Consider the following 25,396-nt stretch of genomic DNA (forward strand, 5'->3'; position numbering starts at 1 on the left):
ATCAGGCCGGTAGCGGCCGTGGCAAGTGGTGTGTGCGCGGCTGCTTGCGGTAGCGATCCACCGAGAGGTCGTCGGCACGGATTGCCGGGCGCGTGCCCGAGACCAAATCGGACAGCAACTGGCCCGAGCCGCAGGCCATCGTCCATCCAAGCGTGCCGTGACCCGTGTTGAGCCAGAGGCCGCGGATGCCAGCGGGGCCAACCACCGGAGTGCTATCGGGTGTCATCGGGCGCAGGCCGGTCCAGAACGTGGCACGGCTCACATCGCCCGCGCCCGGGAACAGGTCGTTCACCACGTGTTCCAGCGTGCGGCGCTTGTTCGGATCGAGCGAGCGGTCATAGCCGACGATCTGCGCCATGCCGCCCACGCGGATGCGGTCGTCGAAGCGCGTGATCGCCACCTTGTACGTCTCGTCGAGCACCGTCGACACCGGGCTCTTCGATGCATCGGTGAGCGGCACCGTGATCGAGAAGCCCTTGAGCGGATAGACGGGCAGGTTGGACAGGCCCGGCAGCACGTGCTTCACGAACGGCGTGGACCAGCTGCCCAGCGCCACCACCACGGCATCGGCCATCATCGGTTGCCCTTCGACGATCGCGCCGGTCACCGCATCGCCTTGCGTCAGCAGGCCGTCGATCGAGCGGTTGTAGATGAACTGCACGCCGATCGATTCAGCCATGGCTGCCAGCCGTTCCGTAAACAGCTGGCAATCCCCGGTTTCGTCGTTCGGCAGGCGCAAGCCACCGGCCAGCTTGTGGCCGACGGCGGCGAGCGCCGGTTCGCTCGCGGCGAGTTCTTCGCGCGAAAGCAATTCGTATGGCACGCCGGCTTCCTCGAGCACGGCGATGTCGCGCGACGCGGCTTCCAATTGCGCGTCGGTGCGGAACACCTGGAGCGTGCCCTGCTGGCGGCCTTCATAGCTGATGCCGGTATCCGCGCGCAGCGCGCGGATGCAATCCCGGCTGTACTCGGCCAGACGCACCATGCGCTCCTTGTTCACCGCATAGCGGTCGGCAGTGCAGTTCTGCAGCATTTGCCACATCCACTGGAGCTGGAACAGCGTGCCGTCGGGTTTGATCGTGAGCGGTGCGTGCTCCTGGAACATCCACTTGATCGCCTTGAGCGGAACGCCGGGTGCTGCCCACGGCGACGCATAGCCCGGAGAGATCTGGCCGGCGTTAGCAAAGCTGGTGCCAAGGGCGGGGCCGCCTTCGCGGTCTACCACGATCACTTCGTGACCGGCGCGGGCCAGATACCACGCACTGGTGACGCCGATAACGCCACTGCCAAGAATTAGAACGCGCATGTCGGGGGCTCTCTACTGCGGAATGGATGTGTGGGAGAATTCGCTTCTATACTATTGACTTCAAGGCAGTCATAGTTACCGAATTTATCCGTAAAACAGGAAAAAATCATGAGAACGAGTCGTCAGCCGGTACGTGCGCTGGATCGGCTGGATCGGAAGATTCTGGGGGTCCTGCAGGCTGACGGCCGGATTTCGATGAAGGAGCTGGCGGAGGCCGTTGGGCTGACCATCACGCCGTGCATCGAGCGGGTGAAGCGGCTCGAACGCGACGGGGTCATCATGGGGTACTACGCGCGGCTGAACCCGACGCTGCTCGGCAGCGCGCTGCTGGTCTTCGTCGAGATCTCTCTTGGGAACAAGTCGGGCAACATGTTCGAGCAGTTCCGGCGCGAGGTGCTGCGGATCCCCGAGGTGCTCGAGTGCCACCTGGTATCGGGCGATTTCGACTACCTGATCAAGGCACGCATCCGCGAGATCGGCGAATATCGCCGGCTACTCGGCGACATCCTGCTGCAACTGCCGGGCGCGGCGCAGTCGAAAAGCTACGTGGTGATGGAAGAGATCAAGGAGACGCTGGCGATCGCCGTGGACGAGAAGGAGCGCAGTCAGCCAGGCTGACGCGGCTCCAGGCCTGCCGGCTCAGAAAAGAGAGCCCTGCGGCGAGTCCTCGGGCGGCACGCGGAACAGATCGGTGCGCAGCGAATGGCGTTCCTGATTGAGCCCAAACCTCCGGCACGCGAGCTCGAAACGCTTGCGGACCAGATCGGCAAAGATGCCCGTCCCGCGCATCCGGCTCGTGAATGCCGCGTCGTTGTGTTTCCCGTTACGCATGTCCTCGATGATGCTCAGCACATGCTGCTTGCGGCCGGGGAAATGCTGCTCGAGCCATTCGATGAAGATGCCACGAACCTCTAGCGGCAGGCGCAGCATGACGAAGCCAGCCGACGTTGCCCCGACTTCGCTGCAGGCCTTCAGCACGTTTTCCAGATCGTAGTCGGTGAGCGCCGGTATCACCGGGGCGAAGAGCACCCCGGCCGGCACGCCGGCCTCGGCCAGCAACCGGATGCCTTCGATCCGTTTGGCTGGAGTGCTGGCGCGCGGCTCCATCTTTCTGGCGATATCGGCATCGAGCGTCGTGACGGACATGAACACGCGCGCCAGCCCGTTGCGGGCCATGCGGGCAAGGATGTCGATATCTCGCGTCACCAGGAACGACTTGGTCGTGATGGCCACCGGGTGCTGGAAGCGTTCCAGCACCTCCAGAATGCCGCGCGTGAGCTCGAATTTCCGCTCGATCGGCTGGTACGGATCGGTGTTGGTGCCGAGCGCGATGACGCTCGGCTTGTAGTGTTTCTTGCGGAGTTCCTGCTCGAGCAGCGTAGCGGCATTTGGCTTGGCGAACAGTTTCGTCTCGAAGTCGAGGCCGGGCGACAGGCCCAGGTAGGCATGATTCGGTCGCGCAAAACAGTACGAGCATCCGTGCTCGCAACCCCGGTACATGTTGATCGACTGGTCGAACGGAACATCGGGCGACTGGTTGCGCGAGATGATCGTCCTGGCTGGCTCGATCGCGATCGTTGTCCGTGGCGCGGGAGACTCGCCGTGCAAGGCTTCCAGATCGGCAAGCATGGCCGCATCCGCCTCTCGGGACAGGCTGTCGAAACGCGATTCCGTGTTGGACAGCGCGCCTCTTCCCTTGCGGAAACCATCGGGTAGTGACGTCATGGGGGCTCTTGACTCGTACAATCTCCAATACTGTATAAATATACAGTATTGCCGGCGAGATACCAGTGCCCTGCTCAGCGCCCTGATGGAATGTGCGCCCTGGGGATTGAACCTCCGACGGGCTTCAGATCCGGTCAGACGGTAGGTGTGGCCAAGGGAGGTGCGTCGTCGCGATCCCAGTAGGGCGGGGAGCCGAACCAGTTGGCAAAGAAGTCGACGAAGGCGTGTGTCTTGGCGGGAACCAGATGCCGGCTCGGATAGACCGCCCAGATCGAGACGACCGGCAATATCGGGTACTCATCCAGCACGGTGACCAACTCGCCGCGGCGCAGGTATGGCGCCACATCCCAGGTCGACTTCAGCGCGATGCCCATGCCCGCGATGATCGCGTCGCGAATCACCTCGCCGTTATCGGCGCGTAGCGTGCCCCGCACGCTCACCGCGCTTTCGCCGACTGGGGTATCGAAGCGCCAGGTCGATTGATCGCCAAGGATCAGACAGTTGTGATTGCGCAGGTCTTCCGGGTGCCGAGGGGTGCCGTGCCGCGCGAGGTATTCCGGCGATGCGCAGATCACGCGATGACTGGGTGCGAGCGGCCTGGCGACCAGCGAGGAATCGGGGAGCGCGCCCATGCGGAGCGCGACGTCGATCCCACTATCGACGAGACCGACGATCTGGTCGCTCAGGCGCAGATCCAGTGTGATGCCCGGGTAGGTGGACAGGAAGGCGGGGATCGCCGGCGAGACATGCTGGCGTCCAAACGAGGCAGGCGCCGTGACACGCAACGGGCCGTGTGGAACCTCCGCGCCTCGGCCCACGGATTGCGCGGCCACCTCCGATGCGGCCAGCAATGGCTCGGCATGAGTCAGGAACTGCTCGCCATCACCGGTGAGCGAAAGGCGGCGCGTTGTGCGATGTAGCAGGCGGGTGCCTAGCCGATCCTCCAGGCGCTGGAGCCGGGCGCTGGCAGTCGATGTCGACAGTCCCAGATCGCGTGCGGCCGCCGACAGGTTGCCGAGCGCCGCCGCGCGCACGAAGACCGCGATATCGGTCAGGTCGAACGGCATCGTTGGCGCGCGAAGTGGGGCCAGGCCGTCGGCTATTCCTGCGAGAGCGCCTTGGCTGCTTCGACTTGCGATTCGAAGAACGTCTGGAAGCTGATGGCAAGCCCTGCCATCAGCAGGCCGGTGCCGATCATCAGCGAGAAGATGATCAGGATGACCACGGGCCAGCCCGAGCGCGTGGGCGTGCCATGAGGGTTGTATTGCGCATCCCACTTGTCGTCGGGGCGCAGCCCGAACACGATGGCCGTCAGGAAGGCGCTGATAAGGGACGCGCCGCCGGCCACTGCGAAGACCCAGTTCAGTGCGGTATTGCCCGTGCCGAGGATCAGCGAGGCGATACCGAGCACGCCTGCTACGGTGCAAAGCAGGTGGACCCAGCCGAACTTGTCGCCCAGCCCTTTCAGATAGAAGCGATGCGCTCCAAGGCTGCCGAGCAGGAAGGCCAGCGCAACGGTGGCCAGTTTCGATTTGCCGCGTGTGTTGCGGGCTTCAGTGGCGATGGCGGGGGCTTGGCTGGCTGCAGGCATCGGTATGGGGACGGAGACGGTATGGCCGCCATGGCGGGCAGTGGTCGCACATTGTACGCCGGGCCCGGACCGATACCCCAGTGGTCAGAACGGCCAGACGGAGGCCAGAACGCCGGATACCAGCACGGAGATATGCGTTTCGCTGTACAGCACGAGCGTCAGCAGCAGCATGAACAGCACTGACAATGACAAATGGCCCGCGTGCCGGGCCAGGTCCGAAAAAAGCGGGGACATGATGAACCTCGACAGGGATGTCTTGTGGAGGCTGCGCCCGACCTTGGTGTCGATCAGTGGGTACCGGGCAGAGGCAGGTCAGGTCGGTTGCCGTCTGCGCAACGACGGCACGCTGTGCGACTCCGGACAGCGCCGGGCGGCAGCCTGTGCGGCGTCAATCAGCACGCACAAATGTAGAGACAAAGGGGAGCGCGTGGAAGTTCCGGTTACGTGACAAGCCATCGTCGCGGCTAGCGTCCGCCGTCCCGTCCGCGCGCCTGCCATCCCGGGCCAACATTGCCGGGGTGTGCTTCGGCATTTCGGAGCGTGGCTTCGCCGGGGCTGTTGCGATCGCCGCCACCGGGCTGGCGTGCGCGTTGCTCGTCGTCGCGCCCGCCGGGGCTGGCGGGGCGCCCGCTCAGACGGTCGTCGTTACGGGCCCTTGCTTCCATGCGATCAATCTGTGCCTGCACATGATCGCGATTTTCCGCCCGCACGCTGGCGATCTCCCATCCGTTGGCAGAACGCACCGCCTGCACCGTGCGATCGGTGCGGTTGTGATGCCAGAAGGCGACTTGCGCGTGGCTGACTGCAATGCTGCCGCCAAGGCTGGCAACAGCCACGGTACCAGCCACCATAAGGCGCAGGAGGGGGCGGGTAAACATGCGGAATCCCAAGGTCCTGTTGCTGAGAGAAGTCAGGAGTTGGGTTCATGGTACGCAGGGGCCGTGTGACCGCCAATGCCAATCCCGTTACCGGTGTAACGGATTGTTTCGTCAAATTTGTCAGCTTTGGCGCGTCTACTTCGATGCCGCGCCAGGCCAGCATTGGCGCGGTATCGAAGCGGTTTCAGGGCGCGTAGCGGATGCGATAAATCGCATTGGCTTTGTCGTCGCTAACCAACAGCGAACCGTCGCTTGCCACCTGCACGTCGACCGGGCGACCCCACGCCTTGCCGTCGCGCAGCCATCCTTCGGCAAAGATCTCCTGGCGAATGACGCGCCCATCATCATCGAGCACGATCCGCGCAATCCGGTAGCCGATGGCAGTGGATCGGTTCCAGCTACCGTGCTCGGCGATGAAGATGTTGTTCTTGCGGTATTCCGGCGGAAACTGCGTGCCGGTGTAGAAGCGCATCCCGAGCGCGGCCACATGTGGCCCCAGCTTGGCGACTGGCGGAGTGAACGCCGAACACGGGCGCTGTTTTCCGAACTCCGGGTCGGCAATTGTGCCGGCGTGGCAATACGGAAAGCCGAAGTGCTCGCCTTCACGCGTCAATCGATTCAGTTCGTCGTCGGGCTGGTCGTCGCCGAGCCAGTCGCGCCCATTGTCCGTAAACCACAGTTCGTGCGTGATGGGGTGCCAGTCGAAGCCAACCGTGTTGCGCACGCCCCGGGCCACCACGCGCAGGTCGGAACCGTCGGGCTTCATTTTCATGATGTTCGCGTAGCGGTTCTCATCCGGCGCGCAGATATTGCATGGCGCGCCGACGGGCACGTAGAGATACCCGTCAGGTCCAAATGCAATGAATTTCCAGCCGTGATGGGTTTCGGTCGGGAATTTGTCGCTGATAGTGACCGGGCGCGGCGGGTCGTCAAGACGGCCCTCGATGTTGTCGAGCCGTACGATGCGCGACGTCGATGAGGCATACAATGCGCCATCGCGAAAGGCGACGCCCACGGGCATCGTGAGTCCGGACGCGATGACGCGCGTCTTCGGATGTGGGCCGAGCGGCGACTCCAACGCATATACCTTGCCCTCCGCGCGGCTGCCCACGAACAACGTGCCCTTCGGCGACAGCGTCATGGCTCGCGCGCCGGGCACGGCGTCGCTGAGCACTTCGATCTTGAAGCCCGGCGGCAGCCGGATCTCGTCGATCGGCAGGGCGGCCTGCGCCGTCGCCGCAGACCAGACGGCACCCAGTAGCGCCAGCCTGCAGAGGAATTTCGCGAGGTAATTCGCAATGTGCCGATTTGGCCGCATGTCATGCCTCCGGTTCACGGTTTTCGCCACGGTCTGGCTGGCCGCATGTTGCGTCAAAAGCGCACCGATGGAGCCGAACAGGGCGGGAAAGTCCTAAGTGTTTGTTTGGGCTCGGGAAGTGGGCTATACTCTTGCGTTTCGTGTTCGCACGCTCCCGTTTTTTCGAGGAATTAACATGGTCGTAATCCGTCTGGCTCGCGGCGGCAGCAAGAAGCGCCCGTTCTTCAATATCGTTGCTACCGATTCGCGCAACCGTCGCGATGGCCGTTTCATCGAACGTATTGGCTTCTACAACCCGCTGGCTTCCGACAAGGAAGAGGGCCTGCGCGTTGTGCAGGACCGTCTGGCCTACTGGCAAGGCGTTGGCGCTCAACTGTCGCCGACCGTTGCCCGCCTGGTCAAGCAAGCCGGCAAGGCTGCAGCCTGATAGGTCTTGCGCGGCGTGCCCGTATGGCCCGCCGATGCAGAACTGACGCACCGCTAAAGTGACTGGCAATGCCCCCGGCCGCAAGCCGTTGAATCTGGCCGCCACGCAAGGCGGTGTCTCCGGCCGGCAGGAAAAACTGCCCGCCGCGCTGTTGTTTACGGACAGCCTGCCCGACGATCTGGTCGAGGTCGGCTATGTGGGCGCGGCTTATGGTATCCGGGGCTGGATCAAGGTCCAGCCACATGCGGACGACGCCTCCGCATTGCTCCACGCCCGCCGTTGGTGGCTGCTTCGCGCGCCGCCGGCCGGCGTGGTGTCGGCGCCGGCGCAGTCGGCCGAGGCTGTCAGCATCAAGATCTCCCAGTCGCGTGAACACAGCGGTACCGTGGTTGCGCAGCCGGCCGGCGTTTCGGACCGCGGTGTGGCCGAAATGCTCAAGGGGCGTCGTGTCTGGGTCCGGCGCGCGGATTTTCCCGCGGCGGAAGAGGGTGAGTTTTACTGGGTCGACCTTATTGGTTGTGCCGTAGTCAACGAGCAGGGCGAATCGCTCGGCGAGGTGACCGGCCTGATCGACAATGGCGCCCATCAGATCCTTCAGGTGGCCTACGAGCTGCCGGACGGTAAGGCCGCTGAGCGGCTGATCCCGTTTGTCGACGCGTTCCTGCGGACGGTGGATACACCGGCCAGGCGGATCGTGGTGGACTGGGGGCTCGATTACTGAAGTGTCAGGGGAGGCGCGGATGCAGTTCGATGTAATCACGCTGTTTCCCGAGATGTTTCGCGCGCTGACCGACTGGGGCATCACCAGCCGGGCAGCCAAGCAGCAGCGCTACGCGTTGCGTACCTGGAATCCGCGGGATTTCACCGTGGACAACTACCGGACGATTGACGATCGGCCCTATGGTGGCGGCCCCGGCATGGTGATGCTGGCCAAACCGCTCGAGGATGCGATCGACGCCGCCACCGCGGCGCAGTCGGATGCGGGTGTTGGCAGGCCGCACGTGGTGCTGATGTCGCCGCAAGGCGCGACGCTGACGCACGAGAAGGTCATGGCGTTGTCGCAACGGCCCGGCCTGGTGCTGTTATGCGGCCGGTATGAAGCGATCGACCAGCGTCTGATCGATCGTCGCGTGGACGAGGAAATCAGTCTCGGCGATTTTGTGCTGTCGGGTGGCGAATTGCCGGCGATGGCGCTGATCGACGCGGTGGTGCGGCATTTGCCTGGCGTGCTGGGCGATGCGCAGTCGGCGGTCCAGGACAGTTTCGTCAATGGCCTGCTCGATTGTCCGCATTACACGCGGCCGGAAGAATATGAAGGTGTGCGGGTGCCCGATGTATTGCTCGGGGGCCATCATGCCGAGATCGAGAAGTGGCGGCGCCGGCAGGCGCTGGCCAATACCGCACGCAAGCGTCCCGACCTGATCGTGGCCGCGCGCGAGCAAGGATTGTTGTCCAAGGCCGACGAGAAGTTCTTGTCGGAACTGGCGGCGAAAGCAGGGCAGGAGTTCGCTCCCGCCAAGTGAAAACCCCATCCTCTGCCGGGGCCCAGCAAGTGTCTGGGGCATCCAACGCTGGCACGATGGTTATGGAGAAAACGATGAACATCATCGAGCAAATCGAGAAGGAAGAGATCGCGCGTCTGACCGCGAATAAGACCATCCCCGCATTCGCGCCTGGCGATACCGTTATCGTCAACGTGAACGTGGTTGAAGGTAATCGCAAGCGCGTGCAGGCTTACGAAGGCGTGGTGATCGCCAAGCGTAACCGTGGTCTGAACTCGTCCTTCATCGTGCGCAAGATCTCGTCGGGTGAAGGCGTGGAACGTACGTTCCAGCTGTACTCGCCGCTGATCGCTGGCATCGAAGTGAAGCGTCGCGGTGACGTGCGTCGCGCGAAGCTGTACTACCTGCGCGAGCGCTCGGGCAAGTCGGCACGTATCAAGGAAAAGCTGGTGATGAAGGCCAAGCCGGCCGCCGTTGCCGCGGAATAAGCTTTCCCTGTCAGGCGCCGGGTAACTGGCGCTGTGCCGGATTGCGAAGGACACCCTCGGGTGTCCTTTTTGTTTGGCGGCGGCGCAACGCCAAGCGTTCTTGCTGCCGTGCAACATTACGCGCTTCTGTCATACTTGAAAGCGCTATGCGTCCAACATTCGATCCTGAAACGCTACCGATCATCGAGACCGATAGCCGCCACGCCCCCCTCTCCACGCCGCGCATGAGACCGGATTTCATCCGGCATCGTCTGCTTGCGCCACCGGCGTGGGAACCCGAACTGACCGATGAATCCCGTGTGTACGACCGGACCCGCGGCTTGCGTGAAGCGGCGGTACTGGTGCCCTTGGTTGAGCGTTCGGATGGTCTGACGGTGCTGCTTACCCAGCGCAATGCGAATCTGAATGCCCATGCCGGGCAGATCAGTTTTCCGGGAGGCGGGCAGGAAACCTACGATGCCAATCGCATCGCCACGGCGTTGCGCGAAACCGAGGAAGAGATCGGGCTGACCCGCAACTACGTCGAAGTGCTGGGATCGCTACCGGACTACATCACCGGTACCGGCTATCACGTCAGCCCTGTTGTCGGACTGGTGCATTCAGGGTTCACGCTCCGTGCCGATGAGCGCGAGGTGGCCGATATTTTCGAAGTGCCGCTGGCATTCCTGATGGACCCTGCCCGGCATGAGCGCCGGTTGTTCCGCTGGGAAGGCGGCGAGCGCATGTTCTACGCCATGCCTTACCCGCGCGAAGGCGGCGGTCAGCGCTTTATCTGGGGCGCGACGGCGGGCATGCTGCGCAATCTCTACCACCTGCTCGCGGCCTGAGCCGCGCCGCCGCCCGCTCCATCGGTCTTCGTCAGGCCGCGGCCTGAGTTGCGGTGTCGGTGCAGTGGGGGCAGCTCTTGCCCACCACGTACTTCGGGTGCTGCTGCTCCTCGGGCGTGACCACTGCGCGGCACGCGAAGCACTGAACCGGCCCCGCGGGTTCCAGGTTCGGATTCAGCGCGGTCCGGTAGTCGAACACGAAGCAGTCGCCGTTGTAGTGGCTTCCGCCGACTTCCTCGAAGTACTTCAGAATGCCGCCCTCGAGCTGGTAGACGTGGTCGATTCCCACTTCCTGCATGTGGATGGCGGCCTTCTCGCAGCGGATGCCGCCGGTGCAGAACGACACGATGGTCTTGCCTTCGAACTCGGCCATGTTCTCCGCCACGGCTGGCGGGAATTCGCTGAACTTGTCGATACCGTACTCCACCGCCTTGTCGAAGGTGCCAACCGCCACCTCGAATGCGTTACGCGTATCGAGCATCACTACCGGGCGTCCCTCGTCGTCATGTCCCTGGTCGAGCCAGCGCTTCAGATCCACGGGGCGCACCGAAGGCGCGCGTCCAGCCTCGGGGCGGATCAGCGGCATCTTCATCGTGATGATTTCCTTCTTGGCGCGCACCAGCATGCGCTTGAAGGGCTGATTTTCCGACAGGCTTTCCTTCGGCGCGATGTCCGCGAACCGGGCATCGGCGTGGAGCCATGCCATGAATTCGTCGATCTGCTCACGCGTGCCGGCCAGGAACATGTTGATGCCTTCCGGCGCGAGCAGGATCGTGCCCTTCAGGCCGGCCGCGTCGCAGCGCTCGCGCATGACGGGGCGCAGGGTCTCGATGTCTTCGAGCGTGACGAACTTGTAAGCGGAAATATTGACGATCTGCATGGGTGACGCTGCCAGGGCCGGGCACCCGAAACGAGGGTGCTCGATAACTGCCTGATTGGAAAGGCGAAATTATAGCCCCTCAGGCCGCATCCCGACACCTCTTCGGGGGCGCTTCGCATTGCGCCTGCGCAAAAACCCCCAAGTGCGGCGATGGGGGAGCCGGTACAATGGCGCCCTATGTCCGCACCCCGCTTTGTACACCTCCGCCTGCACTCCGAGTATTCGATCGTGGACGGCATCGTCCGCCTCGACGATGCCGTCAAGGCCGCCGCCCGCGATGGGATGGGCGCGCTCGCACTGACCGACCTCGCCAACGCCTTCGGCCTGATCCGCTTCTACAAGGAGGCCCGTGGTGGGGGCGTCAAGCCGGTAGTGGGCGCTGACGTCTGGCTGACCAATGCCGAAGATCGCGACAAGCCCGCGCGCATGTTGCTGCTCGTGCAGGACCGCATCGGCTATCTGAACCTGTGCACGCTGCTGTCGCGCGCATGGCTTGGCAACCAGCATCGTGGCCGCGCCGAGTTCGAGCCCGGCTGGCTCGAGGAGCCGGGCGAGGAAGGCCTGCCGCTGGCCACCGGCCTGATCGCGCTCTCAGGCGCGATGGGTGGCGATGTCGGCCAGGCGTTGGCCAATGGGAATGTCGAGGCGGCGCGCCGTGCCGCCGAGCATTGGGCCCGGGTGTTCCCGCAACGCTATTACATCGAACTGCAACGTGCCGGCCAGCCTGGCACCGACGCCTACGTGCCGCAGGCCGTGCAACTGGCCGCGTCAATGCAGCTTCCGGTTGTCGCCACGCATCCGGTGCAATTCATGACGCCGGACGACTTCACGGCGCACGAGGCGCGCGTCTGTATCGCGGAGGGCGAACTGCTCGCCAATCCGCGCCGCACGCGCAAGTTCACCACCGACCAGTACTTCAAGACCCAGGACGAGATGACCGCGCTGTTCGCGGATATCCCGTCGGCGCTGCAGAACTCCGTCGAGATCGCCAAGCGCTGCAATCTGACGCTGGAGCTGGGCAAGCCACGCCTGCCACTGTTCCCGACGCCTGATGGCATGTCGCTCGACGACTACCTTGTGTTCATGGCCAAGGAGGGTCTCGAAAAGCGGATGCTGGTGTTGTTCCCGGACGAAGCCGAGCGCGAGAGCAAGCGTGCCGAGTACTACGCGCGTCTGGAGTTTGAGACCGGCACCATCATCAAGATGGGTTTCCCGGGCTACTTCCTGATCGTGGCGGACTTTATCAACTGGGCCAAGAACAATGGCGTGCCGGTGGGGCCGGGCCGGGGTTCCGGCGCGGGTTCGCTGGTGGCCTACGCACTTGGCATTACCGATCTCGATCCGCTCAAGTACGCGCTGCTGTTCGAGCGATTCCTGAATCCGGAGCGGGTCTCGATGCCCGACTTCGACATCGACTTCTGCCAGCACGGCCGCGATCGCGTGATCACGTACGTGAAGGAGAAATACGGCAAGGACGCCGTGTCGCAGATCGCCACGTTCGGCACCATGGCCGCCAAGGCGGCCGTGCGCGATGTGGGCCGGGTGCTGGATCTCGGTTACGGCTTTGTCGATGGCGTGGCCAAGCTGATTCCGTTCAAGCCCGGCAAGCTGGTCACGCTGGAGGAAGCGAAGAAGGAAGAACCGGCGCTGGCCGAACGCGAGCGCACGGAAGAGGAAGTGCGCCAGTTGCTGGAACTGGCGCAGCGTGTGGAAGGCATGACGCGTAACGTCGGCATGCACGCTGGTGGCGTGTTGATCGCCCCCGGCCGCCTGACCGATTTCTGCCCGCTCTACACGCAGGGCACGGACGGCATGAGCGGCGTGGTCAGCCAGTACGACAAGGACGACGTGGAAGCGGCCGGCCTGGTCAAGTTCGACTTCTTGGGCCTGACCACGCTGACGATCCTCGACTGGGCCGAGCGGTACATCCGCCGGCTCGACCCGAGCAAGGCCGACTGGAACTGCAGCCAGATTCCGCTCGACGACAGCCCCGCATTCGACATCCTCAAGAGCGCCAACACGGTGGCGGTGTTCCAGTTGGAAAGCCGCGGCATGCAGGGGATGCTCAAGGACGCGAAGCCTGACCGCTTCGAGGACATCATCGCGCTCGTGGCGCTGTATCGTCCGGGCCCGATGGACCTGATTCCGAGTTTCTGTGCCCGCAAGCACGGCCGCGAGAAGGTCGAATATCCCGATCCGCGCGTCGAACCCGTGCTCAAGGAGACCTACGGCATCATGGTCTACCAGGAGCAGGTGATGCAGATGGCGCAGATCATCGGCGGCTACTCGCTGGGTGGCGCCGACTTGCTGCGCCGTGCCATGGGCAAGAAGAAGCCCGAGGAAATGGCCAAGCACCGCGACATGTTCCGCGAGGGCGCCGACAAGAACGGGCTGACCGCCCAGCAGGCCGACGACATCTTCGACCTGATGGAGAAGTTCGCGGGCTACGGCTTCAACAAGTCGCACGCGGCCGCTTACGCGCTGCTGGCTTACTACACGGCCTGGCTCAAGGCGCATCATCCGGCCGAATTCATGGCAGCCAACATGTCGCTGGCCATGGACGACACCGACAAGGTCAAGATCCTCTATGAGGACTGCCGCCTGAACAAGATCGAAGTGCTGCCGCCGGACGTCAACGCCAGCGAGTACCGTTTCGCGCCGACCGATGCGAAGACCATCCGCTACGGCCTGGGTGGCATCAAGGGTTCGGGCCAGGGGGCGATCGAGGACATCCTGCGCGCGCGGGAAGAGCGGCCATTCGACGACCTGTTTGATTTCTGCGAGCGCGTGGACCGCCGCCAGGTCAATCGCCGCACGATCGAGGCGCTGATTCGCGCCGGCGCGTTCGACAGTCTCAACGACAATCGCGCCCAGTTGCTGGCCTCGGTATCGATCGCGATGGAGGCGGCCGACCAGAAGGCCGAGTCGGCCAACCAGGTGTCGCTGTTCGACCTGATGGATGACGCCGGCGCGTCGCATCGCCCCGAACTGGTGGATGAGCCGCGCTGGACGCCCAAGCGCACGCTGCAGGAAGAGAAGCAGGCGCTCGGCTACTACTTCTCCGGTCACCTGTTCGATGCGTCGCGCGACGAGGTGCGCCGGTTCGTCAAGGGCACGCTTGCCGCGCTCGAAAAGGAAGTGCAGGGCAATGGCGGTGGCTACGGCCGCGACGTGCGCGGCAAGGTGATTGCCGGCGTGATCACCGGCATCCGTACCCAGATGACCCAGCGCGGCAAGCTGATCATCGTGCTGCTTGACGATGGCACCGCGCAGATCGAAATGACGGTGTTCAACGAGCTGTACGACGCCAACCGTCACATGTTCCGCGAGGACGAACTGCTGATCGCGCAGGGCAATGCGCGCCACGACACCTTCACAGGCGGCGTGCGCTTTACGGCGGATTCGGTGCAGGACCTCGTTGCCGCGCGCGCCCGCTACGCCGATGCCGTGTGCCTCGGCTTCAACGGCAATGCCTCGACGGAGCGCCTGCGCGAGCTGCTGACGCCGTACCTGGCCCACGTGTCGCAGACCCCCGGCGTGCCGGTTCGCATCAGCTATGTCAACAAGACCGCGCAGTGCGAGGCGATGCTGGGCGACCAATGGCAGATCACGCCTTCGGAGGAAGCGTTGACGAGCCTGCGTACCGCCCTGGGCGATACCGTGCGCGTGTTGTATGGCTGATCCGACGAAGGCGCCGGTCGTGCAGGGCGAGCGCAAGCCGCGCGTCCTGTTTCACGTCACGCACTTCCTGCACGGCGGGATCGAAACGTCGCTGGTGTCGCTGATCAACGCGCTGGATCGGGAAGGGTTCGAGATCGGCCTGACGGTGACGTATCCGTCCGAGGCGCTCGAGACCCATTTCCGCGCGCGGCTGCCGGTCGGCGTGAAGCTTCAGGTGCTGGCGCCCGAACGCTGGCTTTCGCATTGCCGCCAGCTCAAGAAGGCGCGCAAGCTCGGGCCGCTTGGAAAGATCTATGAGGAAGTGCTGCTGCCGCCCGTGCGCAAGCCGCTGATGAATCGCCGCTTCCGGCAGGTGCTGGCGCAGGGCTATGACGTGGTGGTCGACTACGACATGTCGCTGTCGCGCATCACCGGTCCGCTGCCGGTCCCGATGATGGGATACCAGCACTTCAGCGTGGCGCACCTGGAGCGGGGTCATCGGCGCAAGCTGCGCAAGCTTCGGCACCAGTGCCGCACCGACTACGCGGCCGTGGTGATGTTGACCGACAGCATGTTGAACGATGCGCGGGCGCTGATTCCCGATGTGGCGGACAAGCTCGTGCGGCTCTACAACACCATCGACCTCGACAGCATCCGCGCCAGGGCGAACGCGCCGCTCGATGCTTCTGCGCAGCCGGCGGGACCGTACATCGTGTCCGTCGGTCGGCTCGAGGAGAGTCAAAAGGATTTCACGACGCTGCTGCACGCTTATGCGCAGCTTGCGAAGGAAGGTATCGACGAGGATCTGGTGCTGGTCGGCGATGGCGCATCGCGGCCGCAACTCGAGGCGCTGGCCGCATCGCTCGGTATCGCCGATCGCGTGACCTTTGCTGGCTTCCAGTCGAACCCCCATGCCTGGATTCGCCAGTCACGGCTCCTGGCGTTCAGCTCGAAGATGGAAGGTTTGCCCAATGTGCTGCTCGAAGGGCTGGCGGTAGGGCAGGTGGTGGTCAGCACCGATTGTCCGACGGGGCCGCGCGAGATCCTCGACGATGGCCGCGCCGGGCTGCTGGTGCCGGTGGGCGATGCCGCGCAGCTTGCGGCGGCGATCAGGCGTGGCCTGCAGGACGCTGCGCTGCGCGAGTCACTGCTGGCCCACGCAGCGACCCATATCGAGCAGATGGGCTTCAGGCCGACGGCCCAGGCGTTCAGCGTGCTTGCGGATCGCCTGATGCGGCGGGCTGGCGTGCCGGCTGTTGCAGCAGCCACAGCTTGATGTACTTGTAGTAGCTGGCCTGACCGTTCATCAACGCGATGGCCAAGCCCTGCGGGCCGTCCAGAAATCCGCGACGCAGCAGGTAGGTGCGCAGGAATGCCCAGCTGCCATGCAGCCACGCGCTGGCCGGCGTGGCGGTCTTGCCACGCTGGAATGCCTGCGTGGCGCCCAGCGTCGAATACTGGTCGACCTTGCGCAGCACCTGCGAGAAGTCGTCGTAGGTGTAGTGCAGCAGCGGATTCCGGAGGTGCGCGATCGGGCCGTCGGTGACGACGTTTTCGTGCACGAGGTCGTCGGTGAACCTGGCCTTTCCCACGCGGAACAAGCGGGTCAGGCGGTCGGGGTACCAGCCGCTGTGCCGGATGAAGCGGCCGCAGAAACGTGACAGGCGGGGCATGTCGTAGGCGTCGGCCTGACCCGATGCGATGGCTGCCAGGATCTCATCGCGCAGTTCCGGCGTGACGCGCTCGTCGGCGTCGATGGAGAGTACCCACTCGCTTTGTGCCTTGGACAGGGCGAGGTTTTTCTGTGGACCGAAGCCGGGCCACGTCGCGGTCTGGTGGACCTCCGCGCCCATGGCGCGGGCTGTTTCCACCGTGCCGTCCGTGCTGCCGGAGTCCACTATAATCGCGCGGTCGCACCAGGAGACGCTCTCGAGGCACTCCCGGATATTGTGTGCCTCGTTTTTAGTGATCAGTACGACAGAGATTTTCATAGAGATGCTTGCAATGGGATTCCGCACGCCGACGCTGCCCGCCATTCTAGCGGCAGTCGCCCCGGCGTCCCTTTCCCGTTGGCAAGTGGAGCGAACGTGACCGACAACAAACAACAAACGCCCCAGGAATCCGATACCCTCAAGCGCGTCTGGGCCTATCTGAAGCCCGAGAAGCGCAACTTCGTGCTGGCCATCATCGCCATGGGCCTGGTGGCGGCCAGCGAAGGGATTATTCCGAAGGTCGTCAACGACCTGCTCGACAAGGGCTTCGGCGGCAGCTACGCCGGCAAGCTCTGGCATGTGCCCGCGCTGCTGGTGGGCGTGGCGCTGGTGCGCGGCCTGGCGCAGTTCGCCTCTGGCTACCTGCTTTCGCAGATCTCGAACGGCGTGTTGCTGAAGATGCGGATGCAGATGTTCGACCGGATGCTGCACGCGCCGGCGCTGTTCTTCCACCGCAATACCGCTGCCTCGCTGATCAATGCCGTGATCTTCGAGGTGAACCAGGTGATGCAGATCCTCACCGGCGTGCTGATCACCTTGGTGCGTGACTCGCTGACCGTGGTGGCGCTGCTGATCTACCTGTTCTACACGAACTGGAAGCTGACCCTGGTGGTGGCAGTGCTGCTGCCGGCGATCGGCTTCGTGATGTCGAAGGTCAACCGCCGCCTGCGTCGCCTGAACCGTGAGCATCAGGCGCTGACCAACACCGCCGCCTATGTGGTGGAGGAATCCGTGGGCGGGTTCAAGGTGGTCAAGCTGCACGGTGGCGAAGCGTACGAAATGTCGCGTTTCGAGGCGATGGCCGAGCGGCTGCGCGGCTACTCGATGCGTATGGCCGTGGCCGGTGGCCTGAATCAGCCCGTGACGGCGTTCCTGGCATCGCTGGCGCTGTCCGTGATCCTGACGATCGCGATGATCCAGGCGCAGGGCAACCAGACCACGATCGGTGGCTTCACCGGCTTCGTGATGGCGATGCTGCTGCTGATCTCGCCGCTCAAGCATCTGGCCGACCTGAACCAGCCGCTGCAGCGCGGCCTGACCGCGGCCGAGATGATCTTCGGCCTGATCGACGAGCCGATCGAGCCGCAGAACGGTGGCCTGCCGCTGGAGCGGGCCCGTGGCGATCTGGTGTTCGACAACGTCGGCTTCCGCTATGGCGATGCCGCGCGCGCCGCGCTGAACCGTGTCAGCCTGCGTGCTGCGCCGGGCGAGGTCGTGGCGCTGGTGGGGCCGTCGGGTAGCGGCAAGACCACGCTCGTGAACCTGGTGCCGCGCTTCTTCGATCCGACCGAGGGTCACATCTTGCTCGACGGTCAGCCGATCGACCGCTTCGCGCTGGCCGACCTGCGTCGCCAGATCGCCTTCGTCAGCCAGGATGTGGTGCTGTTCAACGACACCGTGGCCGCCAATGTGGCCTATGGCGTGCATCCGCGCGAGAAAATCGACATGGCCCGCGTGGAACGCGCGCTGGCGGCTGCCTACCTGACCGACGTGGTCAAGGGCCTGCCGGAAGGGCTCGAAACGAACATCGGCGATAACGGCATGAAGCTGTCTGGCGGCCAGCGCCAGCGTCTGGCCATCGCGCGAGCGATCTACAAGGATGCGCCGATCCTGATCCTCGATGAGGCGACTTCGGCGCTCGACTCAGAGTCGGAGCGTCAGGTGCAGGCCGCGCTGGAATCGCTGATGGTCGGTCGCACCACGCTGGTGATCGCACACCGCCTGTCGACGATCGAGAACGCCGACCGGATCGTGGTGCTGGAGCAGGGCCGCGTAGCCGAGCAGGGCAGCCACGCCGAGCTGATCGGCAAGAACGGATTGTACGCGGGCCTGCATCGCATTCAGTTCGCGTCACAGGCATAAGCTGTTCGTGATTCAACGGCCGTGACGTGGGGTCACGGCCGGGCATGTACCAACAGGGGAACATACCCCGCTGAGGAGACAGACATGACCCAACCCATCAGCCGATATCCGGTTCCCGCCATCGAAAACCTGCCGGACGACATCCGCCAGCGCGTGCTCGAAGTCCAGGAGAAGGCCGGCTTCGTTCCCAACGTTTTCCTGGCCCTGGCCCATCGTCCCGACGAGTGCCGCGCGTTCTTCGCCTATCACGATGCGCTGATGCTCAAGGAGACCGGCAGCCTGACCAAGGGCGACCGCGAGATGATCGTGGTGGCCACGTCGGGCGTAAACCAGTGTCTCTACTGCGTGGTGGCCCACGGTTCCATCCTGCGCATCTACGAGAAGAAGCCGCTCGTGGCCGATCAGGTCGCGGTGAACTACCTCAAGGCAGATATCACGCCGCGCCAGCGCGCCATGCTCGACCTCGCGATGAAGGTCTGCACGGACTCGCATACGATCGGCGAAGCCGATTTCGAGGCACTGCGCGCCCATGGGTTTGACGACGAGGACGCGTGGGACATCGCCGCCATCACGGCGTTCTTCGGGCTCTCCAACCGCATGGCCAACACCATCGGCATGCGTCCGAACGAGCAGTTCTTCCTGATGGGGCGCGTGCCGAAGGCCAAGTAGGGCGATTCGGCGGCTCAGCGGTTCAGGGGCTCAGCGGATCTGCGCGCAGCCGCCGTTCTTAGGGTCGAACAGCACAGGCCACGCCTGGTCGTAGATGCCCGGCGTGCAGTGCTTCTCGCATCGGGCATGAGCCAGCGTAATACGGCGCGGGTCCTGCCACACCATCAGCGTGCAGCCGCTGCCATCTATCGCATGCAGTTCGATGTGTGGCGTCTGCTGTACCTGCTTGAATTCCGACAGGTCGAAGTGGCACCAGCCACGGCGCGATACCCACAGCTTCCAGGTCAGCGATTCCACGGCATTGTGCGAGACACGCACTGTCGCGTCCTCGCGGAAACCATCTTCCTCGGTGCGTCGGCAGATGCCGGAGATGTCGATCTCGTGCGCCGCGATCGGTGTGGCGCGCACGGCGATTTCGGGGGTCTTCGAGGCGTAGGGAGCGGGAAGCTGGCCGGTGTAGGTGGGCGGCCCTTTCGGAGCGAACGCTTCGACGCAGGCGGCGCACAAAAAAACAGCCAGCATGGCTGGCATTGCATTTCTTAACGTCATATTGGCCCCCTTCACGCGACCCGCTCATCTACTGTAGGGGATGCCGCTGCAAAGGCCAGCAGGATATGTTCCGTGGAAGTCCTAGCGTATGGGTGGTGGAGCGGAACCTATACTCAACGGATGTGTCCGCGTCGGGGGGCACCCGCCCTCTTGCCCCGCAACTCTCCCGCCTGCGGGCGAGAGGCTGGGGGAGAGGGCGAGGCCTCTCATTGGCCGATCACATTTCAGGCCACCGCTCGCATCTCGGCGGCGCGTGATGCGGCAGGCTGCACCATCGGATATCCCGCCGCGAACACCAGGCGTCCGGCTGACCATGTATGGGTGACCATCGGCTGCCCGGCAATGCTGCCCACGGCGATGACGTCGGCGCGCTTGCCCGGCGCCAGCCGGCCGCGATCGTCCAGCAGGCAGGCATCTGCCGGATTGGACGTGACCAGCGCCAGCGCCCGGTCGAGCGGAAGATCGGCGAGGCGCGATGCGGCGAATGCCGCCGCGATCAGTGTGGACGGCTGGTAGTCCGAGCAGAGGATGTGGCCGACGCCGGCGTGAATCGCATCGATCGCACGCATCGAACCGCTCTGGCTTTTGCCGCGCAGCACGTTCGGCGCGCCGAGGATCGTCGGGAGCGCGTGGGCCGAGGCGGCCTGCGCCGTCTCCACGTTGATCGGAAACTCGCTCATGCGAACTCCCAGCGCGTGCATCGCGGCGATGCGCTGTGGAGAGTCGTCGTCGTGGCTGGCCGTGGGGATGCCGAGTTCGTGCGCCTTCGAGACCAGACGGTTGACGCGCTCGGTCGCGCCGGCCAACTCGGCCGACTTCTTCGCAGCCGCATCGGCGGCTTCCTCGCGGCTCATGCCGTGATTGCCCATCATGTACGACAGGTAAGCATCGAGCGTCTTGAACTGGCCCTGGCCGGGCGAGTGGTCCATGACCGACAGCAGGTCGACCACGCCTTCGGCCATCAGCATCTCGAGCACCGGCACGGCGGCGTTATCGGTGACTTCATAGCGGCAGTGGATGCGATTGTCGACGAGGCTGTGCGCGCGATACGCGGCCACGGTGCGCACCAGCGTCGCGGCGGTCTCGTTGTTGCGCACGCCGAACTGGTTGCTGGCGAACGACAACGCGTGGTACGGCGTGGTGATGCCGGCCGCGGCATTGCGGCGGTCGACTTGCGCCACTGCGAAGTCGAGCGGGAACAGCACATTGGCGCGTGGCTCGGCTTCCTTTTCGATGGCGTCGCAGTGGACGTCGATCAGTCCGGGCATTACGGTGTGGCCGCGCAGGTCGATGACCTCGGCGTCGGCCGGGGCGGAAGCTGGCTCGATGGCGGCGATCTGGCCATCGGCGATCAGCATTGCGCTGTCGTGCAGGACGCGATCCGGTAGTACCAGCGTCGCGTGCGTGAGGTAAGTGGTAGGCATGTCCGGTTCCAGTTCAGGTTCAGGCAAGCGCCGTAGCCGGCTGCAGCGGCAGCATCCGCGTGGCCACCGCATCGCGCACGGCCTCGTCGTGGAAGATGCCGATTAGCGAGCGGCCCTCGGCCAGCGCTTCGCGGATCAGTTCGATCACCACCGCCCGGTTGTCGGCGTCGAGCGATGCAGTGGGCTCATCGAGCAACAGGATCGGATGGCCCCCGATCAGGCCGCGCGCGATATTCACGCGTTGTTGCTCGCCGCCGGAGAACGTGGCGGGTGGCAGATCCCAAAGGCGGCGTGGCAGGTTCAGCCGTTCAAGCAGCGTCGCGGCGCGGGCGCGGGCTTCCTCGTGGCTGGCGCCGCGTTGCTGCAGTGGATCGGCTACCACGTCGAGCGCGGAGACGCGTGGGATCGCACGCAGGAACTGCGAGACATAGCCGATCACATCGCGGCGCAGTTTGAGCACGCGCTGCTCCGGGGCGTTGGTCAGTTCCACCCATGGCTCGCTGGCCTCGCTCGTGTCGCGCAGGCGGATCGTGCCTTCGGTCGCGAGGTAGTTGCCGTAGAGGCAGCGCAGCAGCGTGCTCTTGCCGGTGCCGGAACGGCCGGACAGCACGAGGCATTCGCCACGCGAGGCGTCAAAGTCGATGGCGCGCAGCACGGGCAGGCGAATGCCACCCTGGTTGTGCAACGTGAACATCTTGCCGAGGCCGCGGACCTCGATCAGTTTCTGGTTGTTGGATTGCATCATGATCATCCCTGCAGGATGGAGGAGACCAGCAACTGCGTGTACGGATGCTGCGGGTCATCGAGGATCTGATCGGTCAGGCCCTGTTCGACCACGCGGCCGCCCTGCATGACCAGCGTGCGGTGCGCGAGCAGGCGCGCCACGGCCAGGTCGTGCGTGACGAGGATCGCGGCCAGGCCCAGGTCGGTGACCAGGCGGCGCATCAGGTCGAGCAGCCGGGCCTGCACGGAGACGTCGAGCGATGCGGTCGGCTCGTCCATGAACACCAGGCGTGGATGTGTGACCAGGTTGCGCGCGATCTGCAGACGCTGCTGCATCCCGCCCGAGAACGTGGTCGGCACATCGTCCAGTCGGGCAAGGTCGATTTCCATTTTCTCGAGCCAGGCGCCCGCGATCTCGCGCAGGTCACCGTAGTGGCGATTGCCGACGGCCATCAGGCGCTCGGCGATATTGGCGCCGGCGCTCACCTGCATCCGCAGGCCATCGCGGGCGTGCTGCCGCACGAAGCCCCAGTCCGTGCGGGCCAGCAGACGCATCCGCGCGCTCGACAGTCCGGCCAGATCGGTCAGCCCCGATTCGCGCATGTCGTAGCTGACGCTGCCGCGCTGCGCCTTGACCTGCATCGACAGGGCTTGCAGCAGCGTGCTCTTGCCCGAGCCCGATTCACCGACCACGCAGAGCACTTCGCCCGGATAGAGATCGAAGTTGACATCGTGGCAGCCATGCACGCCGTCCCAGGTGTGCGTCAGGTCGCGTACGGAGAGCAGAGGCGTTGCGTTCATTGGGCACCTCCTGCGGCCTGCTTCACAGCCTGCGCGGCCTGGCGGTCGGCGCAGTACTCGGTGTCCGAGCACACGAACATGCGCGTGCCGGCATCGTCGGTGATGATCTCGTCGAGATAGCTGTCGGTGGCGCCGCATTGCGCGCAGCAGCTCGACCACTTTTCCACGGTGAACGGATGATCGACGAAGTCGAGGCTCTTGACCGTGGTGTACGGCGGCACGGCATAGACGCGCTTCTCGCGCCCGGCGCCAAACAGCATCAACGCGGGGCTACGGTCGAGCTTCGGGTTGTCGAACTTGGGGATCGGCGAAGGCCGCATCATGTACCGCTGGTTGACGATCACGGGGTAGTCGTAAGTGGTGGCGATATGGCCGTGATGGGCGATGTCTTCGTAGAGCTTCACGTGCATCGAGCCATATTCGGCCAGCGCGTGCATCGTGCGCGTTTCGGTTTCGCTCGGCTCCAGCCAGCGCAGCGGCTCGGGAATGGGTACCTGGTAGACCATCGTCTGGCCTGCGCTCAGCTTCGTTTCAGGAATGCGGTGACGGGTCTGGATGATGGTGGCGTCGGTGGTGCGTTCGGTCGTCTGCACGCCGGTCACGCGGCCAAAGAAGCGGCGGATGTTGATCGCGTTCGTGGTGTCGTCCGATCCCTGGTCGATGACCTTGAGCACGTCCTGGCGGCCGATGATCGCGGCGGTCACCTGGATGCCGCCCGTGCCCCAGCCATACGGCAGTGGCATTTCTCGGCTGCCGAACGGCACCTGGTAGCCGGGGATCGCAACGGCCTTGAGCAGCGCCCGGCGCAGCATTCGCTTGGTCGATTCGTCCAGATAGGCGAAGTTGTAGTGTTCGTCGCGCGCGACTGTAGCGGTGGCGTTCATGCCAGCGACTCCTCCTGGGGTTGGTCTTCGGCCGGCGCATCGGTGGCCGCGCCCTGTTGCTCGGCGCGCAGCCGCCGCAGCAGTTCGAGGTTGGCCTGGAAGTCCACGTAGTGCGGCAGCTTCAGGTGTTGCACGAAGCCGGACGCTTCGACGTTGTCGCTGTGATACAGCATGAATTCGATATCGTTGGCCGGTGCGTCACCTGCCTCGCCGAGCTCTTCCGCGCGCATCGCGCGATCGGCCAGCGCCATCGACATCGCCTTGCGCTCGTTGTAGCCGAACACGAGCCCGTAGCCACGCGTGAGTCGCGGCGCTTCGTCGGCGTTGCCGGCGAACTGGCTCACCATCTGGCATTCGGTCACTTCCACTTCACCGATGGTGATGGTGAAGCCGAGTTCCTCGATGAACATCTCGACTTCGGTGCTGCCATAGCGAATCTCGCCGGCGAACGGGTGCGAATTGCCATAGCCGCGCTGCGTGGAGTAGCCCATCGACAGCAGAAAGCCTTCATCGGCGCGCGCCAGGTTCTGCAGGCGTGCGGGCCGCTCGGCGGGGAACGTCAACGGTTCGCGCGTCAGGTCCGGCGGGGCGGGGTCGCCCGGAGGAATCGCGTCGGCTTCCACCAGCGATTCGGCTTCCAGCAAGCTGGTGACGCGCGGCATGTTCGGGGCCAGCGGTTCCGGCGAGGGCGCTAGCGGCGCGGGGTCGCGGCCCGCTTCGAGCGTGAAGTCGAGCAGACGCTGCGTGTAGTCGTAGGTCGGCCCGAGGACTTGCCCGCCGGGCACGTCCTTGAACGTCGACGAGATCCGGCGCTGCAGACGCATCTTGCCGGTATCCAGCGCCTGGGTATAACCGAAGCGCGCGAGCGTGGTGCGATAGGCCCGCAGCAGGAAGATCGCTTCGATCTGATCGCCCGCAGCCTGCTTGAGCGCGAGCGCGGCCAGGCGTGGGTCATAGAGCGAACCCTCGGCCATCACGCGCGATACCGCCAGCGGCATCTGTTCGCGGATCTGTTCGAGTGTGATTTCCGGTACCGACGTGTCCCCCCGACGATAGGCGTCGAGCATCTGGTAGGAGTTCAGGATGGCGCGTTCGCCTCCTTTGACGGCTACGTACATCTCAGTCCTCCACGTGCGTGGTGCGCGTCATCGCGCAGAATTCGTCGCCGCTGGCCAGCAGCAGGTCCACGCCGAGCGGAAAGCCCGTGTTGTTGGCGCGCCAGCTTGCGCGGAAGTCCGCGGGCAGGCCGGTCACGCACAGCGATTGCGTGGTTTCGATGCCGGGGCCGTGCAGCGTGAGCGTGTCGCCCGCGTGCAGCGAGGCGACTTCCACGAGCAGCGTGGCGGAGCGGTCCGGGTAGGCGGGCAAGCCCTGCGCGCAATCGGCGAGCGCGGGCATCGCATGGCCGGCGGGGATGCAGACGAAGGTGGCTTCGCCCAGGTTGTCCACGAGCGGGCAGCCGCAATGGAAGCGCAGGAACGCGCGCGCGGCAGCGGGCACATCGGCGGGCAGCCAGACCGGGGTGTCGGGGTCCGCCAGCGTCAGCAGGAGGGCGGTCAGCGCCGGGGACAGCCCCTCGGGCTGGCCACTCGTCACGGGCAGCGTTTCCAGGCGGCCCGGATGGGCGAATGCTTCGAGCGCCGCTCGGAACACCTGTTGCGCGTCGTCCACGGGGTTATCGAAACCCGGCAGCAGCGAGGTGGCGGGGGCGGTGGTCATTGACTGGGTGGATGGCATCTCAATCCTCTCCGCGGGCCATCGTGAAGAATTCGACGCGCGTTTGCGCGGCGGTGGCGGCCTGGTGGGCCGCGCGTTCGGTCAGGGCCTGTGCAAGCGGCGCGATGACCACGTCATGCACGCGCTGGTGCCAGGCCGGGCGCTGCAGCAGCG

The 25,396-nt window shown here is 64.7% G+C and carries 27 protein-coding genes; 10 read left to right on the top strand and 17 right to left on the bottom strand.

Features of this window, described 5'->3' with window-relative positions:
- Position 1 precedes the first annotated feature (1 nt).
- Complete coding sequence (locus D769_RS07560) at positions 2 to 1,306, bottom strand: D-amino acid dehydrogenase (RefSeq protein WP_008643686.1); 1,305 nt, start codon at positions 1,304 to 1,306, stop codon at positions 2 to 4.
- A gap of 108 nt (positions 1,307 to 1,414) precedes the next feature.
- Here D769_RS07560 and D769_RS07565 point away from each other — a divergent pair, with 108 nt between their 5' ends.
- A complete protein-coding gene (locus D769_RS07565; RefSeq protein ID WP_008643687.1) occupies positions 1,415 to 1,924 on the top strand; it encodes an Lrp/AsnC ligand binding domain-containing protein in 510 nt (169 codons plus the stop codon).
- A 21-nt stretch (positions 1,925 to 1,945) separates the two neighbouring features.
- On the opposite strand, the gene D769_RS07570 is transcribed toward D769_RS07565, so the two are convergent.
- The 6 genes from D769_RS07570 to D769_RS07590 form a co-directional block, all read right to left on the bottom strand.
- The gene (locus tag D769_RS07570) at positions 1,946 to 3,031 is read right to left on the bottom strand and encodes a PA0069 family radical SAM protein (protein WP_008643688.1); all 1,086 of its coding nucleotides are present in this window, start codon (positions 3,029 to 3,031) and stop codon (positions 1,946 to 1,948) included.
- A 134-nt stretch (positions 3,032 to 3,165) separates the two neighbouring features.
- Complete coding sequence (locus tag D769_RS07575) at positions 3,166 to 4,098, bottom strand: LysR family transcriptional regulator (RefSeq protein ID WP_008643689.1); 933 nt, start codon at positions 4,096 to 4,098, stop codon at positions 3,166 to 3,168.
- Between the two features lie 32 nt (positions 4,099 to 4,130).
- Complete coding sequence (locus tag D769_RS07580; RefSeq protein WP_008643690.1) at positions 4,131 to 4,622, bottom strand: TM2 domain-containing protein; 492 nt, start codon at positions 4,620 to 4,622, stop codon at positions 4,131 to 4,133.
- Positions 4,623 to 4,706: 84 nt separating this feature from the next.
- Positions 4,707 to 4,856 (bottom strand): hypothetical protein, encoded by a 150-nt coding sequence (locus D769_RS32260; RefSeq protein ID WP_008643691.1) that lies wholly within the window; start codon positions 4,854 to 4,856, stop codon positions 4,707 to 4,709.
- 230 nt (positions 4,857 to 5,086) lie between these two features.
- On the bottom strand, positions 5,087 to 5,500 hold the full coding sequence (locus D769_RS07585) for a hypothetical protein (RefSeq protein ID WP_008643693.1): 414 nt from the start codon (positions 5,498 to 5,500) through the stop codon (positions 5,087 to 5,089).
- 184 nt (positions 5,501 to 5,684) lie between these two features.
- On the bottom strand, positions 5,685 to 6,818 hold the full coding sequence (locus D769_RS07590; protein ID WP_008643694.1) for a sorbosone dehydrogenase family protein: 1,134 nt from the start codon (positions 6,816 to 6,818) through the stop codon (positions 5,685 to 5,687).
- A 175-nt stretch (positions 6,819 to 6,993) separates the two neighbouring features.
- Here D769_RS07590 and rpsP point away from each other — a divergent pair, with 175 nt between their 5' ends.
- The 5 genes from rpsP to D769_RS07615 all read left to right on the top strand — a co-directional run bounded on the left by rpsP (position 6,994) and on the right by D769_RS07615 (position 10,062).
- Entirely contained in the window at positions 6,994 to 7,245 is a 252-nt protein-coding gene (rpsP, locus tag D769_RS07595; protein WP_008643697.1) for a 30S ribosomal protein S16, read from the top strand.
- Between the two features lie 58 nt (positions 7,246 to 7,303).
- Positions 7,304 to 7,966: a ribosome maturation factor RimM gene (rimM, locus tag D769_RS07600; RefSeq protein WP_008643699.1), complete on the top strand. Its 663-nt coding sequence runs from the start codon at positions 7,304 to 7,306 to the stop codon at positions 7,964 to 7,966.
- A 19-nt stretch (positions 7,967 to 7,985) separates the two neighbouring features.
- Positions 7,986 to 8,768, top strand: coding sequence for a tRNA (guanosine(37)-N1)-methyltransferase TrmD (gene trmD / locus D769_RS07605; RefSeq protein ID WP_008643703.1), 783 nt, complete (start codon positions 7,986 to 7,988; stop codon positions 8,766 to 8,768).
- A gap of 74 nt (positions 8,769 to 8,842) precedes the next feature.
- Positions 8,843 to 9,235, top strand: a complete 393-nt coding sequence (rplS, locus tag D769_RS07610) for a 50S ribosomal protein L19 (RefSeq protein WP_008643705.1) — start codon at positions 8,843 to 8,845, stop codon at positions 9,233 to 9,235.
- A gap of 146 nt (positions 9,236 to 9,381) precedes the next feature.
- Complete coding sequence (locus D769_RS07615; RefSeq protein WP_008643707.1) at positions 9,382 to 10,062, top strand: CoA pyrophosphatase; 681 nt, start codon at positions 9,382 to 9,384, stop codon at positions 10,060 to 10,062.
- A 31-nt stretch (positions 10,063 to 10,093) separates the two neighbouring features.
- On the opposite strand, the gene D769_RS07620 is transcribed toward D769_RS07615, so the two are convergent.
- Entirely contained in the window at positions 10,094 to 10,942 is an 849-nt protein-coding gene (locus D769_RS07620) for a sulfurtransferase (protein WP_008643709.1), read from the bottom strand.
- A gap of 177 nt (positions 10,943 to 11,119) precedes the next feature.
- Here D769_RS07620 and dnaE point away from each other — a divergent pair, with 177 nt between their 5' ends.
- Together dnaE and D769_RS07630 are read left to right on the top strand one after the other, a co-directional pair.
- Positions 11,120 to 14,623, top strand: coding sequence for a DNA polymerase III subunit alpha (gene dnaE / locus D769_RS07625; RefSeq protein ID WP_008643711.1), 3,504 nt, complete (start codon positions 11,120 to 11,122; stop codon positions 14,621 to 14,623).
- A complete protein-coding gene (locus tag D769_RS07630; protein ID WP_008643712.1) occupies positions 14,616 to 15,878 on the top strand; it encodes a glycosyltransferase in 1,263 nt (420 codons plus the stop codon). The genes dnaE and D769_RS07630 overlap by 8 nt, the downstream gene beginning before the upstream one ends.
- On the opposite strand, the gene D769_RS07635 is transcribed toward D769_RS07630, so the two are convergent.
- A complete protein-coding gene (locus D769_RS07635; RefSeq protein WP_024570704.1) occupies positions 15,811 to 16,593 on the bottom strand; it encodes a glycosyltransferase family 2 protein in 783 nt (260 codons plus the stop codon). The genes D769_RS07630 and D769_RS07635 overlap by 68 nt on opposite strands.
- 96 nt (positions 16,594 to 16,689) lie before the next feature.
- On the opposite strand from D769_RS07635, the gene msbA reads away from it, so the two are divergent.
- Together msbA and D769_RS07645 are read left to right on the top strand one after the other, a co-directional pair.
- Positions 16,690 to 18,456, top strand: a complete 1,767-nt coding sequence (gene msbA / locus D769_RS07640) for a lipid A export permease/ATP-binding protein MsbA (protein WP_008643718.1) — start codon at positions 16,690 to 16,692, stop codon at positions 18,454 to 18,456.
- An 84-nt stretch (positions 18,457 to 18,540) separates the two neighbouring features.
- The gene (locus D769_RS07645) at positions 18,541 to 19,125 is read left to right on the top strand and encodes a peroxidase-related enzyme (protein WP_008643720.1); all 585 of its coding nucleotides are present in this window, start codon (positions 18,541 to 18,543) and stop codon (positions 19,123 to 19,125) included.
- A 30-nt stretch (positions 19,126 to 19,155) separates the two neighbouring features.
- Here the strand turns inward: D769_RS07645 and D769_RS07650 are convergent, their stop codons facing one another.
- From D769_RS07650 to D769_RS07685, 8 genes are all read right to left on the bottom strand, one after another.
- A complete protein-coding gene (locus D769_RS07650) occupies positions 19,156 to 19,647 on the bottom strand; it encodes a hypothetical protein (protein WP_234706939.1) in 492 nt (163 codons plus the stop codon).
- Between the two features lie 251 nt (positions 19,648 to 19,898).
- Positions 19,899 to 21,098 (bottom strand): alpha-D-ribose 1-methylphosphonate 5-triphosphate diphosphatase, encoded by a 1,200-nt coding sequence (locus D769_RS07655; protein WP_008643724.1) that lies wholly within the window; start codon positions 21,096 to 21,098, stop codon positions 19,899 to 19,901.
- A 19-nt stretch (positions 21,099 to 21,117) separates the two neighbouring features.
- Positions 21,118 to 21,843 carry a phosphonate C-P lyase system protein PhnL gene (gene phnL, locus D769_RS07660; RefSeq protein ID WP_040010934.1) on the bottom strand — a complete coding sequence of 242 codons (726 nt, stop codon included), beginning with the start codon at positions 21,841 to 21,843 and terminating at the stop codon, positions 21,118 to 21,120.
- Positions 21,844 to 21,845: 2 nt separating this feature from the next.
- Positions 21,846 to 22,622 (bottom strand): phosphonate C-P lyase system protein PhnK, encoded by a 777-nt coding sequence (gene phnK / locus D769_RS07665; protein WP_008643728.1) that lies wholly within the window; start codon positions 22,620 to 22,622, stop codon positions 21,846 to 21,848.
- Positions 22,619 to 23,506 carry an alpha-D-ribose 1-methylphosphonate 5-phosphate C-P-lyase PhnJ gene (locus D769_RS07670; RefSeq protein ID WP_008643729.1) on the bottom strand — a complete coding sequence of 296 codons (888 nt, stop codon included), beginning with the start codon at positions 23,504 to 23,506 and terminating at the stop codon, positions 22,619 to 22,621. Before D769_RS07670 ends, phnK begins: the two co-directional genes overlap by 4 nt.
- Entirely contained in the window at positions 23,503 to 24,624 is a 1,122-nt protein-coding gene (locus tag D769_RS07675; RefSeq protein WP_008643730.1) for a carbon-phosphorus lyase complex subunit PhnI, read from the bottom strand. Before D769_RS07675 ends, D769_RS07670 begins: the two co-directional genes overlap by 4 nt.
- 1 nt (position 24,625) lies before the next feature.
- Entirely contained in the window at positions 24,626 to 25,243 is a 618-nt protein-coding gene (phnH, locus tag D769_RS07680; RefSeq protein WP_008643731.1) for a phosphonate C-P lyase system protein PhnH, read from the bottom strand.
- 1 nt (position 25,244) lies between these two features.
- The coding region (locus D769_RS07685) for a phosphonate C-P lyase system protein PhnG (protein ID WP_040010929.1) at positions 25,245 to 25,396 on the bottom strand (152 nt) is incomplete at its 5' end.

It is taken from the genome of Cupriavidus sp. HMR-1 (assembly GCF_000319775.1).
Taxonomy (GTDB): Bacteria; Pseudomonadota; Gammaproteobacteria; order Burkholderiales; family Burkholderiaceae; genus Cupriavidus; species Cupriavidus metallidurans.